Below are 6,453 nucleotides of genomic sequence, written 5' to 3'. Positions count from 1 at the left end.
CTGTCGTGCCCTGGCAGCCTACGGAGAGCCGACCGGAACAGAACCCAGAAAACAGGAAACGCCCCGGACAATGAAGTCCGGGGCGTTTCCTGATCATGTTGAATGTCGGCGGCGACCTACTCTCCCACACCCTGGCGAGTGCAGTACCATCGGCGCTGGAAGGCTTAGCTACCGGGTTCGGAATGGGACCGGGCGTTCCCCTACCGCAATGACCACCGACAACACTATTCAACAAACCCCCACACAAACATGGGGGGACCTACGAACACACAACCCGCACAGGGTTGTGGGCTCAGGGTCACACAGTGGATGCGAACAACTCGTTGTGGCAAGCCCTCGGCCTATTAGTACCGGTCAACTCCACCCCTCACAGGGCTTCCATCTCCGGCCTATCAACCCAGTCATCTCCTGGGAGCCTTACCCACTCAAAGGTGGTGGGAGACCTCATCTTGGAACAGGCTTCCCGCTTAGATGCCTTCAGCGGTTATCCCTCCCGAACATAGCCAACCAGCCGTGCCCCTGGCGGGACAACTGGCACACCAGAGGTTCGTCCGTCCCGGTCCTCTCGTACTAGGGACAGCCTTCCTCAAGTCTCCAACGCGCGCGGCGGATAGGGACCGAACTGTCTCACGACGTTCTAAACCCAGCTCGCGTACCGCTTTAATGGGCGAACAGCCCAACCCTTGGGACCTACTCCAGCCCCAGGATGCGACGAGCCGACATCGAGGTGCCAAACCATGCCGTCGATATGGACTCTTGGGCAAGATCAGCCTGTTATCCCCGGGGTACCTTTTATCCGTTGAGCGACACCCCTTCCACAAGGTGGTGCCGGATCACTAGTCCCGACTTTCGTCCCTGCTCGACCCGTCAGTCTCACAGTCAAGCTCCCTTGTGCACTTACACTCAACACCTGATTGCCAACCAGGCTGAGGGAACCTTTGGGCGCCTCCGTTACTCTTTGGGAGGCAACCGCCCCAGTTAAACTACCCACCAGGCACTGTCCCTGAACCAGATCATGGCCCGAGGTTAAGACACCCAATTCGACCAGAGTGGTATTTCAACAACGACTCCACCACCACTGGCGTGATAGCTTCACAGTCTCCCACCTATCCTACACAAGCCGAACCGAGCACCAATACCAAGCTATAGTAAAGGTCCCGGGGTCTTTCCGTCCTGCCGCGCGTAACGAGCATCTTTACTCGTAGTGCAATTTCGCCGAGTCTGTGGTCGAGACAGCGCCCAAGTCGTTACGCCATTCGTGCAGGTCGGAACTTACCCGACAAGGAATTTCGCTACCTTAGGATGGTTATAGTTACCACCGCCGTTTACTGGCGCTTAAATTCTCCGCTTCGCCCCACAAGGGGACTAACAGGTCCTCTTAACGTTCCAGCACCGGGCAGGCGTCAGTCCGTATACATCGTCTTGCGACTTCGCACGGACCTGTGTTTTTAGTAAACAGTCGCTTGGGCCTGGTCTCTGCGACCGGCCATCCCTAGCCCGCACGGGGCATCAAGACAACCGGCCCTCCTTCTCCCGAAGTTACGGAGGTATTTTGCCGAATTCCTTAACCACAGTTCGCTCGATCGCCTCGGTATTCTCTACCTGACCACCTGTGTCGGTTTGGGGTACGGGCCGCAACAGCACTCGCTAGAGGCTTTTCTCGACAGCATGGGATCACCCTCTTCGCCTCAATCGGCTACGCATCACCTCTCACCCTTCACGACCCCCCGGATTTACCTAGGAGATCAGGCTACAGGCTTACACCACGACAACCACCGCGTGGCGGAGCTACCCTCCTGCGTCACCCCATCACTTGCCTACTACCAGATCGGATCCCACGCTCCCCCACAAACAACACTCCCGAAGGAGCGAAGGTGGGTTCGGATGGTTAGCATCACCAGCCTCGGCATGGACGCACTATCACGAGCACGGGAATATCAACCCGTTGTCCATCGACTACGCCTGACGGCCTCGCCTTAGGTCCCGGCTCACCCTGGGCGGAACAACCTGGCCCAGGAACCCTTGGTCATCCGGCGGCAGAGATTCTCACTCTGCATTCGCTACTCATGCCTGCATTCTCACTCCCACACCCTCCACCCGTAAATCACTCCCGGGCTTCACCAGACGCAGGACGCTCCCCTACCCAACAACACCACAAAGATGTCATTGCCACGGCTTCGGCGGTGCGCTTGAGCCCCGCTACATTGTCGGCGCAGGACCACTTGACCAGTGAGCTATTACGCACTCTTTCAAGGGTGGCTGCTTCTAAGCCAACCTCCTGGTTGTCCGGGCGATCCCACATCCTTTCCCACTTAGCGCACGCTTAGGGGCCTTAGCCGGTGATCTGGGCTGTTTCCCTCTCGACCACGAAGCTTATCCCCCGCAGTCTCACTGCCGCGCTCTCACTCACCGGCATTCGGAGTTTAGCTGACTTCGGTAAGCTTGTCGGCCCCCTAGGCCATCCAGTGCTCTACCTCCGGCGAGAAACACACGACGCTGCACCTAAATGCATTTCGGGGAGAACCAGCTATCACGAAGTTTGATTGGCCTTTCACCCCTACCCACAGCTCATCCCCCAGGTTTTCAACCCTGGTGGGTTCGGGCCTCCACGACGTCTTACCGACGCTTCACCCTGGCCATGGGTAGATCACTCCGCTTCGGGTCTACACCCCGCGACTCAACCGCCCTATTCGGACTCGCTTTCGCTACGGCTACCCCACACAGGTTAACCTCGCCACGAAGCATAACTCGCAGGCTCATTCTTCAAAAGGCACGCCATCACCCCGCAAGGCTCTGACGGCTTGTAAGCACACGGTTTCAGGTACTATTTCACTCCCCTCCCGGGGTACTTTTCACCTTTCCCTCACGGTACTTGTCCGCTATCGGTCACCAGGTAGTATTTAGGCTTGACGGGTGGTCCCGCCAGATTCACAGCGAATTTCACGGGCTCGCTGCTACTCGAGAACAATGCCCACAACAGAACCAAACATTTTCGCGTACGGGGCTATCACCCACTACGGCCGACCATCCCAGAATCGTTCCGCTAACACCGGTTCATGCTGTCCCACCCTCGGCAGAAGATGAACGACACGCCTCACAACCCCGCACCCGCAACGCCTGCCGGCTTGACACGGACACGGTTTAGCCTCATCCGCTTTCGCTCGCCACTACTCACGGAATCACTATTGTTTTCTCTTCCTGTGGGTACTGAGATGTTTCACTTCCCCACGTTCCCTCCACGCACCCTATGAATTCAGGTACGGGTAACGCCCCATGACGGGCGCTGGGTTTCCCCATTCGGACACCCTCGGATCACAGCTCGGTTGACAGCTCCCCGAGGCCTATCGCGGCCTCCCACGTCCTTCATCGGCTCCTGATGCCCAGGCATCCACCATGTGCTCTTAACAACTTGACCACAACAAGATGCTCGCATCCACTATGCAACACTCAACCCACAACCACACCCAACCAAGAACAACCACCACCCACCACAAGCAGGCGTTAGGAAGCCCCCGACCAGAGCGGCCAAAGAAAACAACCCGTTCACCAGGTGTCTCCTCAGGACCCAACAGTGTGCCAAGCCAAACCGGTCCAACGAACTGCGTTCCACCCAACGCACCCAACCCACAGACGGAGCTGATGATGCGATTCAATGAAGGAACCACAGAAACCCACAGAGCAAAACCCTGCAGAGCCATGTGATGCCCCATCACATGATGGGACTCCTTAGAAAGGAGGTGATCCAGCCGCACCTTCCGGTACGGCTACCTTGTTACGACTTCGTCCCAATCGCCAGTCCCACCTTCGACAGCTCCCTCCACAAGGGTTGGGCCGCCGGCTTCGGGTGTTACCAACTTTCGTGACGTGACGGGCGGTGTGTACAAGGCCCGGGAACGTATTCACCGCAGCGTTGCTGATCTGCGATTACTAGCGACTCCAACTTCACGGGGTCGAGTTGCAGACCCCGATCCGAACTGAGACTCACTTTAAGGGATTCGCTCCACCTCACGGTCTCGCAGCCCTCTGTATGAGCCATTGTAGCATGTGTGAAGCCCTGGACATAAGGGGCATGATGACTTGACGTCATCCCCACCTTCCTCCGAGTTGACCCCGGCAGTCTCCCATGAGTCCCCACCATAACGTGCTGGCAACATGGAACAAGGGTTGCGCTCGTTGCGGGACTTAACCCAACATCTCACGACACGAGCTGACGACAGCCATGCACCACCTGCACACCAACCACAAGGGAAGCCCTATCTCTAGGGATGTCTGGTGCATGTCAAACCCAGGTAAGGTTCTTCGCGTTGCATCGAATTAATCCACATGCTCCGCCGCTTGTGCGGGCCCCCGTCAATTCCTTTGAGTTTTAGCCTTGCGGCCGTACTCCCCAGGCGGGGCGCTTAATGCGTTAGCTGCGGCACAGAAACCGTGGAATGGTCCCCACACCTAGCGCCCAACGTTTACGGCGTGGACTACCAGGGTATCTAATCCTGTTCGCTCCCCACGCTTTCGCTCCTCAGCGTCAGTATCGGCCCAGAGACCCGCCTTCGCCACCGGTGTTCCTCCTGATATCTGCGCATTTCACCGCTACACCAGGAATTCCAGTCTCCCCTGCCGAACTCAAGTGATGCCCGTATCGACCGCACGCTCAGAGTTAAGCCCCAAGTTTTCACGGCCGACGCGACACACCGCCTACGAGCTCTTTACGCCCAATAATTCCGGACAACGCTCGCACCCTACGTGTTACCGCGGCTGCTGGCACGTAGTTGGCCGGTGCTTCTTCTCCAGGTACCGTCAATCACTCTTCGTCCCTGGCGAAAGAGGTTTACAACCCGAAGGCCGTCATCCCCCACGCGGCGTCGCTGCGTCAGGCTTCCGCCCATTGCGCAATATTCCCCACTGCTGCCTCCCGTAGGAGTCTGGGCCGTGTCTCAGTCCCAGTGTGGCCGGTCGCCCTCTCAGGCCGGCTACCCGTCACCGCCTTGGTAGGCCATCACCCCACCAACAAGCTGATAGGCCGCGGGCCCATCCCCCACCGAAAAAACTTTCCACCACCAACCATGCAGCCAGTGGTCCTATCCGGTATTAGACCCAGTTTCCCAGGCTTATCCCAGAGTGGAGGGCAGGTCACCCACGTGTTACTCACCCGTTCGCCGCTCGTGTACCCCCGAAAGGGCCTTACCGCTCGACTTGCATGTGTTAAGCACGCCGCCAGCGTTCGTCCTGAGCCAGGATCAAACTCTCCAACAAAACCCTGACTTGCAACAAACAACTAGCCACAACACCCGACGGGATCGAATGCTGCAACCAAACAAACAATCTGGCACAAAACGCCAAACCGATTCAATATAGCTCGACACACTGTTGAGTTCTCAAAAGACACCCGCACCGCAATCACCCAACCCCCACACAAGGAAGCGGGATCCTGAAGACGGATCGCCTCGACCTACCAAGACAACCACACCGAGAAACTCGGCGAACCACCAGGGGGTCAGCTTGTCCGCGGGGCCTGTTGACCGAACCACTCAGGGCCCGTTCTGTCCGGCTCACTCGCTGACAGGAAGAAAGTTACGGCACGGTGTCCGGGGCCGTCAAACCGGGGGGTCCACGGGGCGAACATCAGGCGTCGTCGCAGGTCATCGCGGGACACGAGGGCGAACTCCGAGTTACCGACACCCACTCACCTGGCGATACCGACGATCACCGATCTGTGTGACGCCGACCACGGTCTCTTCGCGATGGGTTGTCGACGTGGTCTTCTCGGTGGTCGGGCCACCATCCGTTCAGGTCGTGAATCGGCCCGTGACCTGCGCAGTCAGGTCACCGTCGCAGTGTGCTGACACGTTCTTGTCCGGCGTCGCCGAGCCCGGTCGGCCGTCGACCGGGCGGCCCGACCCCGCACCTGCCCATAGGCCCCCTCGCGGGCGACGAGAGCGGGTTCCGGTCCTGCCCACCGCCGGCGATCGTCATCCACCTCGAGGCGGAACCGTCCGCTGCGGTCCCGTGGGCAACCGTCGGCCGACGTCCTGCGGAACGGGTCGATGAGGCCTCCGACGGGCGGTGGCCCGGGGGCGACCCCGGCGGCTGCGGGCCGGGCTCCTGAGCCCGACCGTCGCGGGCCTGTTCCGTGTCCCGGGAGCTCGCAGTGGACGGCACCGGTCTCTCGGTTCGGCGCGATCGATGCGCGGTGGCTCGCACGGCCCATGGATTTGTCGTCACGACGACAGGGGGACGACCCGTCTGACCTGCGAGGACGACCGATGGTGGTCTCCGGCGCGGCGTCTTCACCGCATCAGGGGGGTATCCGTGCCCGTTCCGGCGCGTTGGTCCGTCGAGTGCTCCTCGTCGGATCCTGCAGCGCGTCGGGGGCGAATGCGCGACGCGATCCGACGAGGAGCACTCCCTTTCCTTTCCCGTGCGGGTGACACCGGTCGGCGCCACCGCGCGCCCGGG

The 6,453-nt window shown here is 59.6% G+C and carries 3 rRNA genes; all 3 read right to left on the bottom strand.

Annotated features, from left to right (window positions below):
• Positions 1-103 precede the first annotated feature (103 nt).
• The 3 genes from rrf to Ae331Ps2_RS12675 all read right to left on the bottom strand — a co-directional run bounded on the left by rrf (position 104) and on the right by Ae331Ps2_RS12675 (position 5,250).
• Positions 104-220: ribosomal RNA gene (rrf, locus tag Ae331Ps2_RS12685) — 5S ribosomal RNA — on the bottom strand.
• Positions 221-324: 104 nt separating this feature from the next.
• Positions 325-3,415, bottom strand: a 23S ribosomal RNA gene (locus Ae331Ps2_RS12680).
• Positions 3,416-3,730: 315 nt separating this feature from the next.
• Positions 3,731-5,250: ribosomal RNA gene (locus Ae331Ps2_RS12675) — 16S ribosomal RNA — on the bottom strand.
• Together the 16S, 23S and 5S rRNA genes form the textbook arrangement of a ribosomal RNA operon.
• Between the last annotated feature and the right edge of the window lie 1,203 nt (positions 5,251-6,453).

Source organism: Pseudonocardia sp. Ae331_Ps2 (assembly GCF_001932405.1).
Classification (GTDB): Bacteria; Actinomycetota; Actinomycetes; order Mycobacteriales; family Pseudonocardiaceae; genus Pseudonocardia.
This window is presented reverse-complemented; position numbering and strand designations above follow the sequence as displayed.